This window comes from Bradyrhizobium sp. USDA 3311 (assembly GCF_054062495.1).
Map to the genome: position 1 here is coordinate 7,326,753 of NZ_JBSSFI010000001.1, position 20,619 is coordinate 7,347,371.

General features: G+C 63.8%; 19 protein-coding genes. 3 read left to right on the plus strand and 16 right to left on the minus strand.

Features of this window, described 5'->3' with window-relative positions; genetic code table 11:
• Positions 1–94: 94 nt before the first annotated feature.
• The 10 genes from ACVWW6_RS35180 to ACVWW6_RS35225 form a co-directional block, all read right to left on the minus strand.
• Positions 95–1,204 carry a D-alanine--D-alanine ligase family protein gene (locus ACVWW6_RS35180; RefSeq protein ID WP_456682315.1) on the minus strand — a complete coding sequence of 370 codons (1,110 nt, stop codon included), beginning with the start codon at positions 1,202–1,204 and terminating at the stop codon, positions 95–97.
• 17 nt (positions 1,205–1,221) lie between these two features.
• On the minus strand, positions 1,222–1,878 hold the full coding sequence (locus tag ACVWW6_RS35185; protein ID WP_271613344.1) for an antibiotic biosynthesis monooxygenase family protein: 657 nt from the start codon (positions 1,876–1,878) through the stop codon (positions 1,222–1,224).
• A gap of 746 nt (positions 1,879–2,624) precedes the next feature.
• Positions 2,625–3,353: an SDR family NAD(P)-dependent oxidoreductase gene (locus tag ACVWW6_RS35190; RefSeq protein ID WP_011086187.1), complete on the minus strand. Its 729-nt coding sequence runs from the start codon at positions 3,351–3,353 to the stop codon at positions 2,625–2,627.
• A 20-nt stretch (positions 3,354–3,373) separates the two neighbouring features.
• The gene (locus ACVWW6_RS35195) at positions 3,374–4,990 is read right to left on the minus strand and encodes an ATP-dependent acyl-CoA ligase (protein ID WP_456682316.1); all 1,617 of its coding nucleotides are present in this window, start codon (positions 4,988–4,990) and stop codon (positions 3,374–3,376) included.
• 7 nt (positions 4,991–4,997) lie between these two features.
• Positions 4,998–5,474 carry an aromatic-ring-hydroxylating dioxygenase subunit beta gene (locus ACVWW6_RS35200; protein WP_028172018.1) on the minus strand — a complete coding sequence of 159 codons (477 nt, stop codon included), beginning with the start codon at positions 5,472–5,474 and terminating at the stop codon, positions 4,998–5,000.
• Positions 5,471–6,811, minus strand: coding sequence for a Rieske 2Fe-2S domain-containing protein (locus ACVWW6_RS35205; RefSeq protein ID WP_456682317.1), 1,341 nt, complete (start codon positions 6,809–6,811; stop codon positions 5,471–5,473). The genes ACVWW6_RS35200 and ACVWW6_RS35205 overlap by 4 nt, the downstream gene beginning before the upstream one ends.
• A 17-nt stretch (positions 6,812–6,828) precedes the next feature.
• Positions 6,829–7,779, minus strand: coding sequence for a PDR/VanB family oxidoreductase (locus ACVWW6_RS35210; RefSeq protein WP_456682318.1), 951 nt, complete (start codon positions 7,777–7,779; stop codon positions 6,829–6,831).
• 118 nt (positions 7,780–7,897) lie between these two features.
• Complete coding sequence (locus ACVWW6_RS35215; protein ID WP_456682319.1) at positions 7,898–8,515, minus strand: flavin reductase family protein; 618 nt, start codon at positions 8,513–8,515, stop codon at positions 7,898–7,900.
• Positions 8,516–8,522: 7 nt separating this feature from the next.
• A complete protein-coding gene (locus tag ACVWW6_RS35220) occupies positions 8,523–9,488 on the minus strand; it encodes a nitrilase (RefSeq protein ID WP_456682320.1) in 966 nt (321 codons plus the stop codon).
• A 60-nt stretch (positions 9,489–9,548) separates the two neighbouring features.
• Complete coding sequence (locus ACVWW6_RS35225; protein ID WP_456682321.1) at positions 9,549–11,183, minus strand: MFS transporter; 1,635 nt, start codon at positions 11,181–11,183, stop codon at positions 9,549–9,551.
• A 173-nt stretch (positions 11,184–11,356) separates the two neighbouring features.
• On the opposite strand from ACVWW6_RS35225, the gene ACVWW6_RS35230 reads away from it, so the two are divergent.
• Positions 11,357–12,235, plus strand: a complete 879-nt coding sequence (locus ACVWW6_RS35230; RefSeq protein ID WP_049832418.1) for an IclR family transcriptional regulator — start codon at positions 11,357–11,359, stop codon at positions 12,233–12,235.
• A gap of 56 nt (positions 12,236–12,291) precedes the next feature.
• Here ACVWW6_RS35230 and ACVWW6_RS35235 read toward each other — a convergent pair whose 3' ends face one another.
• Genes ACVWW6_RS35235 through ACVWW6_RS35260 form a run of 6 tightly spaced genes read right to left on the minus strand, consistent with a single transcriptional unit; the run spans position 12,292 to position 18,157 of the window.
• Positions 12,292–13,341: a LacI family DNA-binding transcriptional regulator gene (locus tag ACVWW6_RS35235; RefSeq protein WP_011086178.1), complete on the minus strand. Its 1,050-nt coding sequence runs from the start codon at positions 13,339–13,341 to the stop codon at positions 12,292–12,294.
• Positions 13,338–13,982 (minus strand): ThuA domain-containing protein, encoded by a 645-nt coding sequence (locus tag ACVWW6_RS35240; protein ID WP_018643025.1) that lies wholly within the window; start codon positions 13,980–13,982, stop codon positions 13,338–13,340. The genes ACVWW6_RS35235 and ACVWW6_RS35240 overlap by 4 nt, the downstream gene beginning before the upstream one ends.
• Before the next feature lie 10 nt (positions 13,983–13,992).
• Positions 13,993–15,090 carry a Gfo/Idh/MocA family protein gene (locus ACVWW6_RS35245; protein WP_161535570.1) on the minus strand — a complete coding sequence of 366 codons (1,098 nt, stop codon included), beginning with the start codon at positions 15,088–15,090 and terminating at the stop codon, positions 13,993–13,995.
• A 22-nt stretch (positions 15,091–15,112) separates the two neighbouring features.
• A complete protein-coding gene (locus ACVWW6_RS35250) occupies positions 15,113–15,961 on the minus strand; it encodes a carbohydrate ABC transporter permease (RefSeq protein ID WP_028172026.1) in 849 nt (282 codons plus the stop codon).
• Positions 15,954–16,895: a carbohydrate ABC transporter permease gene (locus ACVWW6_RS35255; RefSeq protein ID WP_011086174.1), complete on the minus strand. Its 942-nt coding sequence runs from the start codon at positions 16,893–16,895 to the stop codon at positions 15,954–15,956. Before ACVWW6_RS35255 ends, ACVWW6_RS35250 begins: the two co-directional genes overlap by 8 nt.
• A 2-nt stretch (positions 16,896–16,897) precedes the next feature.
• Positions 16,898–18,157 carry an extracellular solute-binding protein gene (locus ACVWW6_RS35260; RefSeq protein WP_456682322.1) on the minus strand — a complete coding sequence of 420 codons (1,260 nt, stop codon included), beginning with the start codon at positions 18,155–18,157 and terminating at the stop codon, positions 16,898–16,900.
• Positions 18,158–18,325: 168 nt separating this feature from the next.
• On the opposite strand from ACVWW6_RS35260, the gene ACVWW6_RS35265 reads away from it, so the two are divergent.
• Positions 18,326–19,084 (plus strand): SDR family NAD(P)-dependent oxidoreductase, encoded by a 759-nt coding sequence (locus ACVWW6_RS35265; protein WP_456682323.1) that lies wholly within the window; start codon positions 18,326–18,328, stop codon positions 19,082–19,084.
• Positions 19,085–19,321: 237 nt separating this feature from the next.
• Positions 19,322–20,572, plus strand: a complete 1,251-nt coding sequence (locus ACVWW6_RS35270) for an ABC transporter substrate-binding protein (RefSeq protein ID WP_011086171.1) — start codon at positions 19,322–19,324, stop codon at positions 20,570–20,572.
• Positions 20,573–20,619 lie beyond the last annotated feature (47 nt).

Below are 20,619 nucleotides of genomic sequence, written 5' to 3' on the forward strand. Positions count from 1 at the left end.
GCCGGCAACACGCGGATGCAGATGTAACGCGTCGCTCTGGTTCCGCGGCGAGATCAGAGGGCTCCTTGGTTGGGTCCTATCCGCCGCATTCTTGTCAACCGAAGCTTAAGGCACGACGTCGCTCGTGGCGCGCAAACGCGTGCGCGATTAGCTTGTCCATGAGGTCGGTTTGAGACAAGCCGCTTGCTTCCCAAAGCTTGGGGTACATGCTGCTCGATGTGAACCCTGGCAACGTGTTCGCCTCGTTGACAAAGACTTCATCGCCTTGGACAAAGAAGTCGACTCTGGCCAAACCTTCGCAGCAGAGCACGTTGAAGACTTCAACGGCAAGTTCCTGAAGACGGCGAGCCTGTAGCAGGGGAAGGTCTGCCGGGATGTGCAGAGCGGCGCCATCGGCGTCGATATATTTTGCCTGATACGAATAGAAGCCGTGCTCGCTCGCGGGAACAATCTCGCCGAGCCCAGACGCTCGAATTTCACCTGTCGATTCCTCCAGGACAGAACACTCGATCTCCCGCGCTCCGTTCAGAGCTTGCTCGACCAGGATCTTGCGGTCGTAGCGGAACGCGAGAGCGCACGACGCTGCGAATTCCTCCTCGGACCGCGCGCGGGAGACGCCGACCGATGATCCCAGATTGGCGGGCTTTACGAACAAATCCGGCGTCCCGAGCGCGGCAACTGCCGCAGCGTATTCGATTCGGGACGAGGCAGTCGTTGTTAGGAACGGCACCACGGGAAGGCCAGCGTCGCGCATCAGCCGCTTGGAAACTTCCTTGTCCATCGCCACGGCAGAACCCGTCACCGACGAACCGACGAACGACACGTCGGCTAATTCCAGTGCTCCCTGCACCGTCCCATCTTCTCCGTTCGGCCCGTGCAAGATCGGAAATGCAACGTCGATACTCCCCGCGTCACTTCCTGTTGGTCCGTCGCAATGAACGAGGCGGCCTCGCCCGCCCGGCACAAGGCCGATCTCCGGTGCCTCGTCCGAAATTGTGAGCGCCTTAGAACCCGTTCCCGCGCCATTCCCTGAATCGCAGGCAAACCAGCGACCATCTCGCGATATGCCTATGAGATAAACGTCATAGCGATCGCTGTTCAGAGCTCGAAGGATATTGGCAGCGGATGCCCTGGAGACTTCGTGCTCAGCCGAGCGCCCTCCAAACAGCAGCCCGACAGTAATCTTACGTCGCTCTTTCGTCATCTCTCCACCGTATGCTGTCACAAACCAGCATCAGTCGGCTTCGAGCCAAGCTCTTGAACCTGGGTCACGGGCGGATAATATTGAGGCGCCTCCTTTCGATCGAACATGCCGTAGTCGCGAGACACGAGATACAATCGGATCGATGTCACGACGCCTGCCAACAAGAATTCCTCTGCCATTCGAAGCCCGTCTGCAAGCGACGATGCCAGGGCCAGGACGATGTATTCTCGCTCGCGAGAAATGCTCGCCAGAATGTCACCTTCAACGCCCGCTTGGATGGGCGAGTTGGCGGTAGAAACGATCATGAATCGTTCTGGCCGCAGAACCGGGTCGTTGTAGCTGTTGGTGGTTTCGAATTGACGCGGAGCGCCGGCTTGAGGAGTCCACTCGCAGACGAGCTGGCCGATGCGCAGGCGATAGTCCTCGAAGTGCAGCTTTCTTCCCGCGATTTGCGCGGCATGATGCTTTGCGTGGGTACGCCATCCGGCAAGGCTTGCCTCATCGCGCCAGTGAGAGTGCGAAAGCACGATGCCTGGCCGACCGACGCTTTTGAAGCGGTCAATGAACAGAAGGCCGGGATTCTTGTCCAATTCGGGTCGTAGACCGGCGGCAATATCGAAATAGGCCTGCTCGTGTCCTGGTCGCGGCATAACTTCGAAGAACAATCCAATCATATCCGCTCCACTAGATTGTCGGGTCTGCATGCACCGCGCGGTTGGAGGTGGGACCGCATATCATCACTCTGAGTTCCGTTCTTGATGCGCCAAGAGCGATCCCGCCGATGATTAGGCCCATTGCCAGAAACTACGATGGCTCAAGGGGGTCATTGAGGCTGATGGCGGTGCTCATGATGCCAACGTCTGGAATCGCAAGTAAACCCTGGGACATTCCGCTCAAATAGCGCGACCAAATTTGCATTTTGCATAAGGTTTCAGGTGGCTCTATGAAAAGGGCCAGTTCCAAAAAATACAGAGAGCCAGAAAGATGCTCTTGCTGGAGGGGACGCTGCTCTTGTCGCCGGGAGTGAGCAGACCTTGTTGCTGCAACTGTCTGGGGGGTGAGGACGCTTATTACGAGCGGACGCCCGACCACCGGCCAACGCCTCCATGTGCCGCGCAGCTTGGCCGCCGATGGCGTCCACGCCCTTCAAGCCGGGGAAACTTACGGCACAACTCTTCGAGGCTGGCGCAATATCGCCGGTTGTCGGGCAAGCTGTTTCACAAATCAAAAGAGCGAGGATTGTTTCTTGGATTTGCGGCATGGAATGAGAGGGAGATCGACCGTGCCACACGGGTTGTCGACCGGATAATCCGTTGACGTGCACAATGCGGGGCCGTCATGCAGCGCGGAGTGTCGGCCGGATAGCTCCCGCTAGATGACCGTCAATCGGCGGCGTCCAATTTTGCCCGCCGAATAGCGCTTACGGCCCCAGGCCCACGAGGCTGGTACCGCCGCAGACGTAGAGCACCTGGCCGGTGACGAAATCGGAACGTTCGTCGAGGAAGAAGGTGATGGCGTGCGCCACGTCCTCGCGCGAGCCGAGCCGCCCGACCGGGACGTTGCGCGCCATCCGCGCCTGCTGCTCGGAGCCCTTGGGAATGACGCCCCAGAAATTGTCGGTCAGGATCGGCCCCGGCGCGACCACGTTCACGGTGATGCCGCTCGCGGCGAGCTCCAGCGCCCAGGTCCGCGCCATGCCATGCACGCCGGCCTTGGTCGCCGAATAGGCCGAGCGCGTCACCGCGCCCATCGCCGCCCGCGAAGAGACGAACACGATGCGCCCGAAGCGACGCGACAGCATCCCTTCCAGCGCCGCCTGGGTCAGCAGCATCGGCGCGCCGAGGTGCAACTGCGCCAGCATCAGAATGTCTTCCGGCTTCGCGTCGGGCAGCAGATTCGGCAGGATGACGCCCGCATTGTGCACGAGGCAGTCGATGGCGTGATTCCGGCCGATCTCCTGCGCGATCGCGCGCGTCTCCGCGATGTCGGTCAGATCGGCGCGATAGGCCGCGAGCAGATCATGGGTCCAATCAGGCTTCTCCAGCCCGACCGAGACCACGCGCTGCCCCTTCTCGACGAGCTTTCTCGCCAGCGCCTCGCCGATCCCCGAATTGCCGCCGGTGATGAGTGTGGTGCGGATCTCGCTCATGATCGATTCCCTACCCCGCGTCAGACCTGACGCCGCTTGAGGTCGCGGAGGTCGAAGAAAGCGCCATCGCGCATCAACCTTGCGACAAAATCCTTCAGCCCGCCGCGCTGGATCTTCTCGGTTGCGGTCAGCGGCAGGCTGTCGGTGAAGCAGATCCAGCCCGGCGCCTTGTAATAGGCCATCTGCTCCAGGCTCCAGCGGACGATGTCTTCGGCGAGCGCGCGGCCGGCGCCGGCCTCCTCGGCGATGATGACGGCGGCAACCTCGTCGCCGCGCACCTGATCGGGCGTCGCCGCAACCGCGGCCTGCCGGATCGCGGGGTGGCGGTTGAGGACGGACTCGACCTCGACCGCGGCAATGTTCTCGCCGGAACGGCGGATCACGTTCTTCTTGCGATCGACGAAATGGAGATCGCCATCCACATCGCGCGACACGATATCGCCGGTATGCAGCCAGCCGCCCTCCCACGCCTCGGCGGTCGCCTCCGGGTTTTTCAGATATTCGCGGAAGAAGCCGTAGCGCGGGTCGGCGCCTGCCCGCCGCACCAGGAGCTCGCCCGGCGTCTCAATTGGGGCGTCATTGCCGCTGTCATCAACGATACGAACGTCAACTTCGGGTGCGGGTCGCCCGAAGCAGCTGGTGCCGATCTTGCGCGGCTCGACGTTGGCGGCGATGACGCCGCCGCTGCCCGTCTCGGTCATCGCCCAGGCCTCCAGCAGCGGAAAGCCGAAGCGGTCCTCGAACGGCGCGTGCAGCAGCTTGTCGACGCCGGCACCGAAGCCGAAGCGAACGGTGTGCGCGCGGTCCTGCTCCGACGGCGGCGCGCTCATCAGCATCGAGGGCATGACGCCGAGATAATGCAGGCAGGTCGCGCGGCTGTCGCGCACGGAAGCCCACCAACTGCGCGGATGGAAGCGATCGAGCATGGTCAGGCTGCCGCCGACCGACAGCATCGCCATCAGCGACACCGCCATCGCGTTCATGTGGAACAGCGGCAGCGGCGTGATCATGCGCTCGCCGTCGGGCTTGAGCGCGATCAGCCCGCCGACGTCGCGATACCAGTTTCCGGAATGCAGGAAATAGGTGTTGGTGAGCACGCAGCCCTTGGGCTGACCTGTCGTCCCCGACGTATAGAGCAGCGCGCATTCGGTCGAGCCGTCACCCGTGCTCGCCGGCCGCACGCCGCCGAATGGCGCGGGCACGTCGTCCTCGCTGGTCACGACGGGGATCGGCCGACCGGCCTGGCGCGCCGCCGTCTCGACCTCGTCGCGCCGCTCGACAAGCACGAACGCGGCGTTCATCTCGGAATGCGCGATGATGTATTCCAGCTCGCTCAGCCGCAAATCCGGATTGATCGGCACCACGGAGACGCCGAGCGCGTTGAGCGCGAACCACAGCTCGACGAACACCGGCCTGTTCTGGAGCAGCAGCCCGACCCTGTGGCCTTCGCCGTAGCCGCGGCCCGCGAACGCGGCGCGCCAGCGCTCGACCCGTTCGAGCATGGCGCGATAGGTGATCTCGCCCGCCGCGATGCCGTAGATGGCGGCCGTCTCCGGCAGCACGTTGAGGAAGCCCGCCTCGCCGCGGCGAAGCGCGGTCTCGCGAAAGCGGGCGTAGACTGTGGTCGCAGCGGTCAAATTCGTCTCACATGAAGAGCTGGATGTTGCCGAACGGCGCGTCGAAATTGACGAGATCGACGCGCTTGAGCTTGATCTTCAGGGCATCGCCGACCTGGACGAGATCGTGCGAGGCCCATCCCGAATAGCGCTCCAGCATGTCGCCGCGCGTCTCGGTGTAGATGTAGGACGTCCGCGCCTTGAACACGCCGGCAGCCGTGTCGCACGCCACGATCTGCGGCGCCTGCAAAAGATGATGGCAACGGCTCTTCGGCTTCTGGCTGAAGGTGCGCTCGCCGGCCAGACGCTCGACCCGCACCTTCAGGAGCAGCAGGTCCTCATACATCAGCGACGGCTGAAGCACCGGATCCTGCTGCTGCCATTCGAGCGGCATCCAGTAGCGCCCCTCGGGGTGAAACAGATCGAGCCAGGCCTGCCACTGCATCGTGTCGAGCAGCTCGGCCTCGCGATAGATGAAGTCCGTGATCGTCTTCTCGGTGATCATTCGGCGGCCTCGACACGCTTGTCCATATCCATGGTCATGAATTTCGCCCAGGCGTGGAACTGGTTGCGCATCTGCCGCTCGGAGGTGCCGTTGATCACCGCCGTGACGTCCTGCTCTTCATGGCTCTCGTAGAGCCGCCGCAGATTGACCCATTGATTGCCGTTGGATTTCAGGCCTTCCTGCGCCCGCTCGTACATTTCGAGGTCGTCGTGTCCGACGATTGAGGTCGGCGCGTTGATGAAGCGGTTGTACATCAGCGCCCGCTCGTAGAGCTTGTCGGGCGCGCCGACCAGGCGATAGACCCAGCTCTCGACCAGGGTCTTGTCGACCGCGATCGGGATGAAGTTGCGCAGGATCTGGACGGCACCCTTGACCATGATGTTGGGGAAATAGACGGTGTTGTGCCTGACCTCGCCGAGGATCTCGTGCGCCCGCTTCTCGCCGTAGGCCGCGACCATCTGGTCGAGATAGCCCGGGACATCCGAGTAGTTCGAATGGATGGAGTTGGCGACGCCGGTATGGCCGTGGCCGTTCGGCCAGATCCTGATGCCGCTCTGCTCGTAGAATTCGTACGGGCTCATGAAGGGACCGTAGAGCTGCACCGCCATCGGCGTTTCCGTGGAATCGCCCTGCTCGCGCTTCCAGACCTTGACCGCAGTGCCGGCCGAGCTTTCATGCGCCACCATCGGATGGCAGGTGTCGGTCTGGTTCTCGACCAACATCTTCCAGTTGCAGGTGTGCATGTAGCGGATCGGCGTCGCCATGACGGCGAGCTTGCCCTCTGGCGAGCGGTCGACCATGTTGTCGATGGTCGAAAGGCTCTCGCCGAAATAGTCCTCGAAGGAAACGCCGCTTTCGCTGAGCCGTGCGAAGATGAAGTCGCGATGGATCACGACGTTCTTGACCCTGGACAGCCCCTCATTCGCCTGGGTGTCGCCGAAGCCGGTGCCCTCATAGCCCTTCTTCAGTGGGATCGCGAGCAGCGAGCCGTCGGTCTTGAAGGACCAGGCGTGATAGGGGCAGCGGAAGAACTTTCCGGTGTTGCCGCAGGGCTCGGAGGCGATCTTCACGCCCTTGTGCGGACAGCGATTGTAGAACACATGGATGGAGCCGTCGGTATGGCGGCTCGCCAGCACCGGCTGGCGGCCGATCGTGGCGGTGATGAAATCGCCAGGCTTCGCCAACTGGCTGGCATGCCCGACATAGACCCAGCTGTTCGGGAACAGATGCTCCATCTCGAGCTCGAAGATCTCGGGGTCGACATAGACGTCGCGATGAACCTCGGCCTCGCGCACCAGCGCGGCAATCGCGTGGGCATCCCTTCCGTATTTCGCCATGGCGTCCCTCGCCTCCCTCACAAATCCAGCACCAGACGTTCCGACTTCGCGCGCGACACGCAGATCTGCATGACCTTGTTGGAGGCCTTCTCGTCGTCGCTCAGGATGACGTCGCGATGGTCGGGCACCCCCGCGACCACGCCGCACTGGCAGATGCCGCAATCGCCGCGCCGGCAATCGTAGAGCACGTCGAGCCCCGCCGCCTCCAGCGCCTGGATAATGGTCTGGCCGGCTGCGACGCCGACGACCTGTCCGGTCGATCTGATCTCGACCTCGAACGGCAGGTCGAGTGAAGACGGCTGCTCCGACTTGAAGAGTTCGTAGTGAATGCGGTCCGCCGGGACGCCCTCGGCAAGCGCGGCCGCCTTCACGGCGTCGATCATTCCCGCCGGACCGCAGACGTAGATGTGGGCGTTCGCGGCTGCTCCCCTGAGCGCCACGGCAAGATCCAGACGGGACTCGCCGTTGTCGTAATGAACGGACAGGCCATCGGCGCAGACCTCCCGCAGATGCGGCAGGAACGCCAGAAGTCCTTTCGTGCGGCCGGCGTAATGCAGGCGAAACGGACTTGCGCGGGCGGTGAGCTCTGCCGCCATCGACAGGATCGGCGTGACACCGATGCCGCCGGCAAACAGCAGCGCGGGCGCCGGCCCCTCGTGCAGATGAAAATTGTTCACCGGCGCGCTTGCCTTGACGACATCGCCGATCTTCAGCGCATGCATGAACTGCGAGCCGCCGGTCGAGGCCTCCTCGCGCAGCACCCCGAGCGCCAGCGCATCCTCGGCAAGACCCGGCAGGGCCATCAGCGAGTACGGACGGTCCCCTCCGTTCGGGAGCGACACGCGGATATGTGCGCCTGCCCGCCATGGCGGCACGGGGCCGTCCTCCACGCCAAGCACAAGGCTCCGTACGAACGGCGTCTCCGCGGCATACGACCTGACCCTGAGCTTGAGCGGATGCGCGTCCATTCAGGCATCTCACGAATTATATGAATTTGCATATTTTTAGACATGTAATAATTGGATGTCAATCGGCCGCAAGGGGGCGCCATGGGCGGGCATGGCCGGAGGCCCCGGCGCCGGCCGCCTATTCGATCGGCGCCGGCCGCACCAGCTGGAAGAGATCGCGGGGCCTCGCATACCAGCCCGACCCGTGCATGCGGGCAATGAGATCGAGGCCGACCGTATCAATATAGCCTCTCTGTGCATCGATCACGAACTGCTCGGCCACATGAGCACAGACGATCTCGCCGATCGCCGCGATCTGCCGGGGCCCGGTCTCGTGAACCGAGAGGGAGCGACATTCGAACGCCACCGGGCACCCCTCGATGAGCGGAGGCGCAACCATCTGCGAAGGACATGTTTGAAGTCCCGCGATCTCCATCTCGTCGACACCCGCCGGAGCATCGACGGCCGTCGCGTTCATGGCTTCAGCCATCTGGTGCGACACCAGGTGAGCGACGAACTCGCCCGTCTCGACGATATTCTGCGCCGTGTCTTTCAAGCCCTTGTTCGGATGGCGCAGCAGGCCGAGCACGACCGTCGGCGGTTCATGCCCGAGGACGTTGAAGAAGCTGAAGGGCGCGGCATTGGCGGCGCCGTCTCGGGAGCGGGTCGTCACCCACGCGATGGGGCGCGGCGTAACGGTCGCGGTGAGAATCTTGTAGCGGACATCCGCCGGAAGGTGGCCCATATCGAAGAGCATCGGTCCCTCAATTGCGCGCGCAAACGGCGCTGACGGTTGATACTGCCCGCTTCGGTCGATCGTCGACGACGAGCTGGAAAACGTCCGGACGGGAATAGTGCCCCGCGGCGTCGAAATCAAACTTGCCGCGCGTCACCTCGTCGAGCGCAATGTCGGCATACAGGATGGTCTCCCCCTCGAAGCATGGGCCCGCCAGCACCTTGCCGAGCGGATTGACGATGGCGCTGCCGCCGCGCATGAGCACGGTCTCGGGATCGGCACCCAGCGCGCACTCGTAGTCCGCCGGGAAGGCGCCGCGCTTGAGATGCTGACAGGCCGTCAGGACGAAGCAGCGTCCCTCCAGGGCGATATGCTGCATGGTCGGAAGCCAGGTATCGCGATCATCCGCGGTTGGAGCGCAGTAGATGCTGATGCCCTGGCTGTACATGTGCATGCGCAGCATCGGCATGTAGTTTTCCCAGCAGATCACGGCGCCGATATTGCCAAGCGAGGTCTCGAACACCGGCATGGTCGAGCCGTCGCCGAACCCCCAGATCAGCCGCTCGCCCGCAGTCGGCATCAGCTTGCGGTGCTTGCCGACGAGCCCACGCGCCCCGTCGAAGAACAGGGCCGTGCAGTAGAGCGTGCCCTGCTCTCGCTCGATGCAGCCGATGACTGTAAAGGCACCGGTTGCGGCCGCCGCCGCGGCGATCGTCTCGACCTCCACGCCATCGAGATCGATGGCCGCCTCCCAATACGAACGGAACGCCTCGCGTCCTTCGGGCTTGCGCATGCCGACGGGAGCGCCGAACGAATTTCCCTTGGGATAGCCGCCAATGAAGGCTTCGGGGAAAACGACCAGCCTGGCGCCGGCACCAGCGGCCTTCTCGATCAGGGCTGCAGCCTTTTGCGCCGACACCAGCGAGCTTGTCGGATCTGACGCGGCCTGAACGACGGCCGCCTTGTAGGTGTTCGGTCGGTTGCTATCCATCATGTCATCCCGGGCACGGAAACGGAGAGCGGGCCGCTGCTGCGGCCCGCCGGCATGTCATACTCAGTGATCCGTCTCGATTTGCGGCCTGTTCGGCAGCATGATCGATCCGATCACGGCGACGACCGTGCAAATGACGACCGGATACCAGAGCCCCGCAAACACGTCGCCGACCGCGAGCGAAAGATAGGTTGCAAAGAACGGCAGGAAGCCACCGAAGATGCCGGCGCCGATGTGGTAGGGAAACGAAAGTGCCGTGTATCGGATGTTGGCCGGAAACACCTCGACCAGGAACGACGCCACCGGCCCATAGACCATCGCGACGATGACGGTCATGACGACCAGCAGAAAGACGATGTAGGCTGACGACACCTTCGCGGGATCCGCCTTGGCGGGGTAACCCGCCTCGGACAAGGCCTTGCGGTAAGCCGCCGCATCGTATCCGGCAATCGTTTTGCCGTTGACCGTCATGGCTACGGCCTGGCCGTCGACCGGGGCGGCATAGCTGAAGTTGATGCCGCTTCCGATCAACAGCTTCTTGGCCTGGACGCAAGGCTTGCCGTGATCACCATGCGAGCTCAGCAATGCGGCCGCAAGGCCGAACCGGCATGCTTCGCTGGTGGTGTCGGCGTGCACCGTCACCGGCGCGCTGCGCGTCGCAGCCACGAGCTGCGGGTTTGCTGCCTCCAGCAGCGACGAAAACATCGGCCGGTAGCACAGCGCCGAAAGTACGAGACCCGTCATCATCAGCCATTTGCGTCCGACCCGATCGGACAGCCAGCCGAAGAAAACGAAAGCCGGCGCACCGATGACGAGGCCGATGGCCATCAGGGTATAGGATGTCTGCAGGTCGATCCTTGCGATCTGCTGCATGAAGATCATCACGTAGAACTGGCCGGTGAAGTAGGTTGACCCCATCCCCGCGGTCACACCGAACAGCGCGATCAACACCAGGCGAAGGCTGGACCACCGGGCGAACGTGTCTCTGACCGGGCTCCTGGACAGGCGACGCTCGGCCTTGAGACGCGTGAAGACGGGCGATTCATGCAGCCTGGCTCGGACGTAGATCGAGAACGCCAGCATCGCGATCGAGATGATGAAGGGAGCGCGCCATCCCCAGGCCTTGAAATCGGCCTCGCTCATGACGCTCTGCGTGCCGATGATGACCGCGATGGAGAGCGCCAGCCCGACCGACGATGTGATCTGGATCCAGCCGGTCAGAAGCCCGCGCCGGTCCGGACGCGAATGCTCCGCAACGTAGATGACGGCACCGCCATATTCGCCGCCGACCGCGAGGCCCTGGATTAATCGCAGCATGACCAGCGAGATCCATGCGGCATGACCCACGCTGGCATAGGTGGGCAGGAAGCCGATCAAGGCCGTGCCGCCGCCCATCATCACGATGGTGATGAGGAAGGTATATTTTCGACCGACCAGATCGCCGATGCGGCCGAAGACCACTGCGCCGATCGGCCGGATCACGAAGCCTGCCGCAAGAGCACCGAGCGACGCAAGCACGGCGGCGGTCGGGTTGTCCGGCGGAAACAATACCGAACTCATGAACACGGCCAGCGAGCCGTAGATGAAGAAGTCGTACCACTCGAACACGGTGCCGAGGGTCGAGGCGAGAACGACCTGCCGCTCCTCGCTGCGCGTCAGATTCTGGTCGGCGGGTACCGCCGTCGCTCGTGCATCCATCGTCATTCCCCTGTTTGCGCCCGCGGCCAAACCCAGCCCCGCTTCAAGTAATTTTATTTAGTCATATACATATGATGTCGTCAAATACAGCAAGCTTGAATATCCGGCGCGACGCGCCCAATAATGCGCCAGCACGACACCCGCCATAACACCCTGATCTATAAGGATTTTCAGTGAAGAAGCCGCGCCGACCCCGTCCGCCGGATCCGGCGCCCGCATCCGCACGAGGAGCCAAACCCGGCAAGATCACCAAGGCGGAACGGCCCGGACGGCGCGGCATTCAGTCGATCGAGATCGGCTTCAAGATCCTCGACTACCTCAGGACCGAAATGCGGCCCGTGCCGCTGAAGATGATCGCCGCCAACACCGGAATGTCCGCGGCCAACGTCCACTATTATCTCGTGAGCTTTCAGGCGGTGGGCATCGTCCGACAGGAGAGCGACACCGGCTGCTATGCCCTCGGCCCCTACGCATTGAAGCTCGGCATGGCGGCCATCGAGCAATTCGACGTCTTCGCCGTCGCGCGGCCGGCCATGACCGAACTCGCAACGACGATCGGCCACACCGTATTTCTCGGCGTGTGGGGCAATCGCGGACCGACCATCATCTATCGCGTCGAGGGCGGAGCCAGCCGGCCCATCATCGAGCTGCGCGTCGGAAGCGTCCTGAGCCTGCTGCGGTCCGCGCTGGGGCGAAACTTTCTTGCACATTTGCCGCGCTCGCTGACGGGCGAGATGCTGGATCAGGAGCTCAAGGAGGAACGCTCGCGCGAGACGCGGGTCGATGACGCGCCAACCACCAAGGCCGAGGTGGAGGAGATGATGGACACGATCCGGCGCGACGGCATCAGCCGTTGTCGTGACGCGCTGCTGCCGAACTTCACCTCCTTATCCGCGCCGATCTTCGACCAGGGCGGGTTCATGATCGCGGCCATCACGATGATGGGACCCATCGGTATTCTCGACGATGACCTGAAAGGTCCGACAGCGACGGCCCTGAGCGCCCACGCGCGCGCCCTCTCCGCGACCGCCGGCTGGCAAGGCGGAGGCTGAACCGCCCTCGCCGGCTCGATCGGGCGAGAGCAGCGGCCGCGCATCAGAGCTCGCAGTTACGGCAGATTGTCCCGCAGAAAAATGTCGATGCGGATGCGTTCCTGGTCGGGGCTGATGGGCTCACCCGAGCAATGCGCGAGCAGGACGCGCGCTGCGGACCGCGCCTCGTGGCCGGGGTCCTGGTTGATGATGGCGTCGAGCGTGCCGCGAACCAGGAAGCGCCGCGTATACTGAGTCAGCTCATGGGTGATCCAGACCACCTCGCGCGCCCGTCCCGAGGCCTCGAGCGCATCAGCAATGCCACGGTTCCCGGCGCCGCAGCAATAGATGCCGCGGAGATCGGCATGGCGCGCCAGCAGCGCGGCCGTGAGCTTCCGCGTTCGGTCGCTGTCGTCGCGGCCCTCGATGACCGGGAGCGCGCGCAAATCCGGATACTCGCTGGACAGGATCTGGTGGAAGCCGAACTGCCGCTCGGTGTGATCGCGCAGCGACAACGATCCCGCGATCACCGCGACCGTCCCCTCGTTGCCGGCGAGGAAGCGTCCCATCAGCGTGGCCGCGGTCCGCCCCGCGGCCGGGTTGTCGATACCGACATAGTGCAGGCGGCGCGAGCTCGGCGCGTCCGACACCAGGGTCACCACGGCGACCCCGCGGCCTGCGAGCTCGTCGATCGCGGCGCGTACCCTCGGATGGTCGAGCGCGATGACGGCGACGCCCTGATAGGCCGGCGACAGGTTTTCCAGCGCGCTGGCCAGCACGTCCGGATCGAACACGTCGACATGGAGAATATCGATGAAGCCGCGCTGGCCGGCGAGCCAGTCCGCGGTGCGCTGGACCTGCTCGGTCAGGTTGGTCATGAAGCTGTTGCTGCCGGTCGGCAGCACGAACGCGAAACGGAACGTCTGGCCGCGGGCAAGCCGCGCGGCCGCGACGTCGGCACGATAGCCGAGTTTTGCCACCGCGGCCTCGACACGCGCAACCGTCTTGGCGCGCACGCCCTCGCGCCGGTTGACGACGCGGTCGACGGTGGCGAGCGAAACGCCCGCCGCGCGCGCGACATCCTCGAGCGTCGCGCGAAGCACCGGCTGCGCCGCGCCGGCTGTCATTCGCGCGCCGCCCACAGCATGCCGCGGGTCATCAGCGTTCGGATCTCCGGCACGTCGAGCTCGTAGGCACGGTGGCCGAGCGAGGAGTAGAACACCCTGCCCGCGCCGTAGCGCTTCTTCCACACCACGGGCATGACCACGCCCTCGATCCAGGGCGCGTGCTCGCCGGTGAAGGTCGTCGTCGCCAACACCTCGTTGGCGGGGTCGACATGCATGTAATACTGCTCTGAACGATGCTCGAAACTCTTCAGGCCCTTCATGATGGGGTCGTCCGGCTTCGTCAAGTCGACCTTGTAGTCGATGATGTTGCCGGGATGCGCAACCCACTGCCCGCCGCACAGGAACTGGTAGTCGACCGAATCACGGAACGCGTCGCACATCCCGCCATGATGGCCGGCGAGCCCGACGCCGCTGCGCACCGCCGCGCAGAGATTGAGCGCTTCCGCCTTCTCGATCTTCGACATGGTGTAGATCGGGATGATCAACGACAGATCGTGAATCGCGGGATCGGCGAACGCCGCCGTCGTGGTTTCGATCCGCACCTCGAAGCCTTCCGCCTTCAGCCAGCCGCGGATCATCGAGGCACAGAGATCCGGATCGTGTCCCGGCCAGCCGCCCCAAACTATCATTGCCTTGCGCATGTTTCTGTCCTCAGTCGATCTGTCCGGTTTCGCGTCCGGCCGGCAGCATCGCCGGCCGCTCGACGCGGCTCTCGATCTTGACGCGCCGCCCGTCGTCGGCGGAGGTCTGGAACGCCTCCATCACCTCCAGCACGTGGAAGGCGAGCGCCCCGCTGGCGCGGTGCGGCCGGTTGTTCAGGATCGCGGCAGCCATGTCGGCGACGCCGATCGAGCGGAACTCACCGTCGACATGGCCGTGCGTCGGCGGCACCGTCTCCCATTCACCGCCGGTCCTCGCGACCTGCACCTCGCCGCCGAAGCGGTTCGGGTCCGGCACCAGCATGCTGCCCTTGTCGCCATAGATCTCGATCGGCGCGTGCCGGTGCTTCGGCACATCGAAGCTCATGGCGATCGAGACGACCGCCCCGCTCTCGAATTCGAGCGTGCCCGCCACATGGGTCGAGACCTCGACCGGAATCAGCGTGCCGTTCATCGGCTGGCTGGTCACCACGCGTTCGGATTTCGGACGCGCGGTCGAGCCCATCACGCTCGCGACCGGGCCGAGCAGCTGGACGAGATCGGTGATGTAATATGGCCCCATGTCCAGCATCGGCCCGCCGCCGCGCAGGTAATAGAAGCCTGGCGCCGGATGCCAGCGCTCGTGGCCGGGACAGCCGAAGAAGGCGCTGCCCGCAACCGGCGTGCCGATCGCGCCGTCGTCGATCAGCTTGCGCGCGGTCTGGTGTCCACCGCCCAGGAACGTATCCGGCGCGCAGCCGACGCGAAGGTTCTTCTGCGCCGCGAGATCGATCACCTTGCGCGCCTCCGCGACGTTGATGCCGAGCGGCTTCTCGGAATGGACATGCTTGCCGGCATTGAGCACGGCGAGGCTGACGTCGGTGTGGGCGAGCGGCACCGTGAGATTGATGACGATCTCGACGTCGTCGCGCCTCAGCAACTGATCGACCCGCATCCCCGGCAGGCCGAAGGCCGCGCCCTGGCGCTCCGCGGCATCGCTGCGCATGTCGGCGAGCGCCTTGACCTCCATGACCGGGAAGCGCTGGGCCGCCTTCAGATAGGCGGTGCTGATGTTGCCGCAGCCGATGATTCCGACGCCTATTCTTCTCATTGTGATCTCCGTGAGATTCCGTTCATCCCTTGACCGCGCCCGCGGTGAGGCCGGCGACGATGTGCTTCTGCGCCAGAAGGAAGAGAATGACCGTCGGCAGGATGGTCAGCGTGATGAAGGCAAGGATCAGGTGCCACTCGGACGAATACTCGCCTTGATAAACCATGATGCCGAGCGGCCAGGGATAGAGCGCATCGGTGTTGAGCATCACCAGTGGCAGCAGATAGGCGTTCCAGCTGTTGACGAAGGTGATGGTGCCGACGGTGGCAAGGATCGGCCGTGACAGCGGCAGCGTCACGTAGCGAAAGAACTTGATGTAGCTGCAGCCGTCCACCAGCGCGGCTTCGAGCAGTTCATACGGAATGTCCTTGAAGAAGCGCCGCAGCAGCAGCACGCTCATGGCCAGGCTGAATGCGACCTGCGGCAGTGCGACGCCGAAATAGGTATCGAGCAGCCCGAGATCGCGCACCTTGATGAAGAGCGGCAACACCGCTGTCGCGGCGGGAAACAGCAGGCCGAGCGTCAGGTAGCTCAGCAGCATCGATGAGCCGTAGAACCTGACGTGAGCGAAGGTGAACGCGGCCATCGAGGCCACGATCAGGGTCAGCGCCACCGCGAGCGTCGAGATGACCAGCGAGTTGCGGAGCAGCTGCCAGTAGCGCGCCGAGAACAGGATGTCGGCATAGTTCTGCCATTCCCAGTGCCTTGGCAGGCCAAACGGATTGACGCGCAGCTCGCCGAGCGACTTGAAGCCGCCGAGCAGGGTCGCGAGCAGCGGCACCAGCACGAAGACGGCGATCACGGCGAGGAACAGCGCCTTGAACAGCACGGTGGGATCGAACGCGGTACGGGTGGTCTCAGTGTTACTCATCGCGCATGAACCATCGCTTGTAGGTGAAGGCAAAGGTCACGCAGATCACGAACAGGATGACGCCGATGGCGCTGCCATAGCCGACGCGCATGCGGGAGATGCCGTTGTTGTAGAGGAAGCTCACCATCGTGTTGGAGGAATCCGCAGGTCCCCCGCGCGTCAGCGGCATCACCAGGTCGAATAGCTGGAGCGAGCCGATGATGGCGAAGAACACCGAGAGGCGGATGGTCGGATAGAGCAACGGGATGACGACATGGCGGAGCGTCTGCGACCGCGTCGCCCCGTCGATGGTGGCCGCCTCGACCAGGCTCTTGTCGAGGCCCTGAAGCGCGGCGATGAACAGCATCATGTGGAAGCCGAAATACTTCCATACGATGACGATCAGCACCGCCAGCATCGCCGTGTCGGTCGAGGCCAGCAGATGCGGCGGCTCGGCGCCGAAGGTGCGCCAGATCGAGGCGACCAGGCCGTAGTCGCCGTCGTAGACGAACGAGAAGATCAGCCCGGTTGCGATCTCGGCCAGGATATAGGGCATGAAGAACAGCATGCGCAGCGCCACCGCCCCGCGAAAGCGCTCGGCGAGCATCAAGGCGAGCGTGAGCGCCAGCGGCAGCTGTATCAGCAGCGAGACCGCGATGATCAGCCCGTTGTTGCGCAGCGCGAGCCAGAAGGCGCGCGTCTCCAGCACGAAGCGGTAATTGTCGAAGCCGATCCAGTTGGTCGGCCGGCCAAAGCCGTTCCAGTTGAAGGCCGAGTACCAGGCCGCCTCGCCGATCGGCACCACCACGAACAGCGTGAACAACAGCAGCGCCGGCGGCAGGAACAGGATCAGCACCGTGAAGCGGCCGTCCCAGCCGGGACCGCGCACCGCCGTCGGCGAGACCGATGTCTGCGCAACGCTCATCGCCGGCGCGCTCGCGATCGGTCGCGCCACCGTCAGTTACCCTGCTTCCAGGCCGCCTCGATCGCTTTCGCGGCGTCCTGCGGGCTCATGCTGCCGCCGGCGATTTCGGCAGTAACGTCATTGACGACGCGACCGACCGAGGGACCGAGGCTCTGGTCGTAGAAGTTCTGGTGATAGTTCGACTTCGCCAGATTGGCCGCGATCAGCTTCATGAAGGAATTGTTGAGGCCGGCATCCGCGCCCTGCGCCACCGGGATGATGAAATTGCCCGCCGCAAGCCGCGTCTGCACGTCCTTGGAGACGAAGTATTTCAGGAAGTCGACCGCCTCCTTCGGCGAGCCCTTGGTGATCAGCCAGCCGGTGATGCCGCCGAGCGTGTCGGTCGGCGCGCCCTTGCCGCCCGAGACGACCGGGAAGTCGAACCAGCAGATCTTGTCCTCGGAGAGGCCCACCTTGTCGGCGGCGAGCGCGCGCTGCAGATGATAGACGGTGCTGATGGCGAGCGTCATTGCGGCCTTGCCGTCGCCGAAATAACCGACCGCTTGCGGATTCTTGAAGCCCAGGAAACCGTTCTGGAACGGCTGAAGATCGACGAGCTGCTTGAATAGCTCGCCGGACTTCTGGAAGGTTTCGCCGGCGAAGCCGCCGTTCTCGCCGCGCAGCGCCGCGTCGAAGGCCGGCTTGCCGCCGATGCGCACGGCAAGATGCGTCCAATAGAAGTGCAACGGCCATTTGTCGGCGCCGCCGACCACGATCGGCGTCACGCCTGCGGCCTTCAACGTCTTGACGGCGGCAAGCAGGTCATCCCAGCTCTTGATCCCCGCGGGATCGACCTTCGCCTTGGCCATCAGCTCCCTGTTGCAGAGGAAGCCGACCTGCGACAGCGCGGTCGGAAGTCCATAGACGCGGCCATTGCTGGTGAAGGCAGCGAGCGCTGCCGGCGTCAGGCTGTCGCTGTAACCCTTCACGGAATCGGTGATGTCGTCGAGGACGCCGGCTTCGATCTGCGCCTTCAGGACGCCACCGGCCCAGCTGTAGATGATGTTGGGCCGATCCTTGGATTGCAGGATGGTCGGCAGCTTGGCCTTGTAGGCCTCGTTCTCGAGGAACTGCATCTCGACCTTGACGCCCGGATGCGACGCCTCATAGGCGCGCGCAACCTCCTCCCAGATCTTCACCTGGGCCGGATTGGCCTCGATGTGGAGCCATTTCACCGTCGTGTCGGCTGCGGCAGAGTTGGCCCAAAGCAGGCATGCGGCAGCGGCGAGTCCCAGCTTCCCGAGCAGTCTCATCACATCCCTCCCGATCGGCTCTTATTCTTTGGCTGCAATCCTGCCTTCGATTTTTGAGGTACGCAACTGAAATTCTGATCTATGGACCTCACGGCGGAAGCGGCTAAGGTTGGCGGGACAACCGGGCGGTGCCTTGCACCGCCCGCAACACAAGAAAAAGAGGTGCCCATGGCCGCCGTTTATTCCGACCTTGCCGGCAAGGTCGTTCTCGTCACCGGTGGCGCATCGGGGATTGGCGCTGCAATCGTGCGGCGCTTCGCGCAGCAGAAATCCAATGTCGTGTTCTTCGACATCAAGGCCGACGAGGGCCAACGCCTGGCACGCGAGCTGTCGGATCAGGATCTGGCTGCGCATTTCCAGCGCGTCGACCTGACCGATATCGCTGCGTTGCGCGCCGGCGTCGCGGAGGCGCGCAACGCCCACGGCGCGATCAACATCCTCGTCAACAATGCCGCACATGACGAACGGCACAACACCGAGGAGATGACGCCGGAATATTGGGACGACCGCATCGCGGTGAACCTGAAGCACCAGTTCTTTGCGGCGCAAGCCGTGCTGCCGGACATGAAGGCGGCGAAGGCCGGCGCCATCATCAATTTCGGCTCGGTGTCGTGGATGGCCGGACAAGGCGGCATGGCGGCGTACACGGCCAGCAAGTCCGGCGTCGTCGGCCTCACGCGCTCCCTCGCGCGCGACTACGGTCCCTACAATATTCGGGTGAACGCGATCGCGCCGGGCTGGATCATGACCGAGCGCCAGCTCGAGAAATGGATGACGCCGGCGGGCGAGATCGAACTGCAGCAGCGACAGTGCCTGAAGCGCCGGCTGGTGCCGGACGAGGTCGCGAAATTCACTGTCTTCCTCGCCTCCGACGAGGCCTCCGCCTGCACCGCGCAGCACTACGTCGTGGATGGCGGCTGGGTGTGAGATGCCCTAGGGTTGGCGGGCGCATCAGGGCGCGGCACAGCCGCCGATTGCACTGCAAAATCACTTGCGCCGCAACATTCAAAAATGAGACTGCCCGTCAAACCGGACGAGGCGCCCACGCAGGCACCGCATTCGACTTCAGCTAGCTTCCCTCCAAAGCCGCGGGGCCGTTCGAGAGCCACGGGCGTCGCGCCCGGTTCGGCGCGGCAACAAAGCGACGACACAGGGAGGAGCACAATGTCGAAATGCGGTGTGGGACTGCTTGCGCTGAGCAGCCTGTTTCTTTCGAGCGCGGCGATCGCCCAGGAAAAGATCAAGGTGGGCGTGACCGCAACCCTCGAAGGCACCTACACGGTGCTGGGCGAGGACGGCATGCGCGGCCACCAGACGGCACTCAACGTGCTGGGCAAGAAAATCGGCGACAAGGAGCTTGAGTTCATCGTCGCATCGACCGACGCGACGCCGGATTCGGCAGTGCGCGCCGTCCGCAAGCTGATCGAGCAGGACAAGGTGCAGATCCTGCTGTCGCCGCTCTCCGGCGACGAGGGTATCGCGGTGAAGAACTTTGCAAAGACCCATCCCGAGCTGACCTTCATCAATGCGGCATCCGGCGCCCAGGAAACGACCTATGTCGATCCTGCCCCGAACTTCTTCCGCTACAACATGGACGGCGCGCAGTGGCAGGTCGGCCTCGGCAAATACGCCTATGACGACAAGAAGTATCGCAAGATCGCGACCGTCGGCGAAGACTACTCCTTCATCTACACCCAGGTGTTCGGCCTCGTGCTCGAGTTCTGCGGCGCCGGAGGCCAGGTCACCAACCGGCAATGGGTTCCGCTCGGCACCAAGGACTTTGCCTCCGTCATCGCCGCGCTGCCCGACGACGTCGATGCCATCTATCTCGGGCTTGGCGGGGCGGACGCCGTCAACTTCCTCAATCAGTATCAGCAGGCCGGCGGCAAGGCGCATCTGATGGGAGGCTCCATCATGATCGACCAGACCATCCTGTCGTCAAAGGGGAATGCCAAGAACGCGCTGATCGGCACCATCGCTGCGAGCGGCCAGGCCGATACCTGGGAGGATCCGGGCTGGCAGAAGTTCGTGAAGGCCTATCAGGACGCCTTCCCGCCCAACAAGCGTTTTCCAAGCCCGTCACTGCTCGCGACCAATTACTATGGCTCGACAATGGCCCTGATCCTGGCGCTGCGCGAGGTCAATGGCGATCTCAGCGACAACCAATCGAAGTTCAGGACTGCGCTCGCGAAGATCGAGCTCGACGCGCCGAACGGCAAGATCAAGCTCGACTCCAATCGTCAGGCGATCGGCACCAACTTCGTCACCGAAGTCGTCGATGATGGCAAGGGCGCGCTGTTCAGCAAGGTCGTGAAGGTGATCCCGAACGTGAACCAGACGCTCGGCTACGACCCGGCCGTGTTCTCGAAGATCGGGCTGCCGAGCCGCACCGTGCCGGAATGTAAGAAATACTGACGCATCACATCGGCAGCAGACGAGCGGGGAGCGACTTGCTGACGCGG

Coding starts and splice junctions, on each gene's coding strand:
- ACVWW6_RS35245 (WP_161535570.1), bottom strand. CDS start 15,090: ATGAGAAGAATAGGCGTCGGAATCATCGGCTGCGGCAACATCAGCACC.
- ACVWW6_RS35260 (WP_456682322.1), bottom strand. CDS start 18,157: ATGAGACTGCTCGGGAAGCTGGGACTCGCCGCTGCCGCATGCCTGCTT.
- ACVWW6_RS35190 (WP_011086187.1), bottom strand. CDS start 3,353: ATGAGCGAGATCCGCACCACACTCATCACCGGCGGCAATTCGGGGATC.
- ACVWW6_RS35220 (WP_456682320.1), bottom strand. CDS start 9,488: ATGATGGATAGCAACCGACCGAACACCTACAAGGCGGCCGTCGTTCAG.
- ACVWW6_RS35205 (WP_456682317.1), bottom strand. CDS start 6,811: ATGGCGAAATACGGAAGGGATGCCCACGCGATTGCCGCGCTGGTGCGC.
- ACVWW6_RS35265 (WP_456682323.1), top strand. CDS start 18,326: ATGGCCGCCGTTTATTCCGACCTTGCCGGCAAGGTCGTTCTCGTCACC.
- ACVWW6_RS35235 (WP_011086178.1), bottom strand. CDS start 13,341: ATGACAGCCGGCGCGGCGCAGCCGGTGCTTCGCGCGACGCTCGAGGAT.
- ACVWW6_RS35200 (WP_028172018.1), bottom strand. CDS start 5,474: ATGATCACCGAGAAGACGATCACGGACTTCATCTATCGCGAGGCCGAG.
- ACVWW6_RS35240 (WP_018643025.1), bottom strand. CDS start 13,982: ATGCGCAAGGCAATGATAGTTTGGGGCGGCTGGCCGGGACACGATCCG.
- ACVWW6_RS35215 (WP_456682319.1), bottom strand. CDS start 8,515: ATGCTCTTCGATATGGGCCACCTTCCGGCGGATGTCCGCTACAAGATT.
- ACVWW6_RS35185 (WP_271613344.1), bottom strand. CDS start 1,878: ATGATTGGATTGTTCTTCGAAGTTATGCCGCGACCAGGACACGAGCAG.
- ACVWW6_RS35270 (WP_011086171.1), top strand. CDS start 19,322: ATGTCGAAATGCGGTGTGGGACTGCTTGCGCTGAGCAGCCTGTTTCTT.
- ACVWW6_RS35180 (WP_456682315.1), bottom strand. CDS start 1,204: ATGACGAAAGAGCGACGTAAGATTACTGTCGGGCTGCTGTTTGGAGGG.
- ACVWW6_RS35225 (WP_456682321.1), bottom strand. CDS start 11,183: ATGGATGCACGAGCGACGGCGGTACCCGCCGACCAGAATCTGACGCGC.
- ACVWW6_RS35210 (WP_456682318.1), bottom strand. CDS start 7,779: ATGGACGCGCATCCGCTCAAGCTCAGGGTCAGGTCGTATGCCGCGGAG.
- ACVWW6_RS35250 (WP_028172026.1), bottom strand. CDS start 15,961: ATGAGTAACACTGAGACCACCCGTACCGCGTTCGATCCCACCGTGCTG.